Consider the following 548-nt stretch of genomic DNA (forward strand, 5'->3'; position numbering starts at 1 on the left):
GATCTGAGCCGGCCCGGCGGGCGGAGGACCGGATCAGGCGGGAGCGGAGGCCGAACCGAGGGGTCGGGCCGGCTCGTCCGCCCCTGGGGTTGGGGGCGCATCCGCGCCGGCCGGCGCGAACGCGAGCAGGGGCCGCCCAGTCGACGGATGGCGCAGCACGCTCGCCTCGACGCCCCAGACCGCGCGGATGAGGGGCGGGGTGAGCACGTCGGACGGTTCGCCGGCCGCGACGACGACGCCGTTCGCGAGCACGACGACGTGGTCGGCGTAGGACGCCGCGAGCGAGAGGTCGTGCAGGGCGGCGAGCACGCTGAGCCCATCGTCGGCCAGCCGGCGGAGCAGCCCCAGCGTCGCGAGCTGGGACCGGATGTCGAGGTGGTTCGTGGGCTCGTCGAGCAGCAGCAGCTCGGGCTCCTGCGCGAGCGCCCGCGCCAGGTTCACTCGCTGGCGCTCGCCGCCCGACAGCTCGTCGTAGCGCCGGCCGACGAACGCGGCCGCGTCGGCGGCGGCGAGCGCACGTGCCACGACCTCGCGATCGCGGGCCGAGT

The 548-nt window shown here is 76.6% G+C and carries 1 protein-coding gene; it reads right to left on the reverse strand.

The annotated features are described in order from the left end of the window. Window positions 1–33 precede the first annotated feature (33 nt). On the reverse strand, window positions 34–548 hold a 515-nt coding region (locus ESO86_RS18400), incomplete at its 5' end, for an ATP-binding cassette domain-containing protein (RefSeq protein ID WP_129236083.1).

The sequence above is a fragment of the Agromyces binzhouensis genome (genome assembly GCF_004135055.1).
GTDB classification, from domain to species: Bacteria; Actinomycetota; Actinomycetes; order Actinomycetales; family Microbacteriaceae; genus Agromyces; species Agromyces binzhouensis.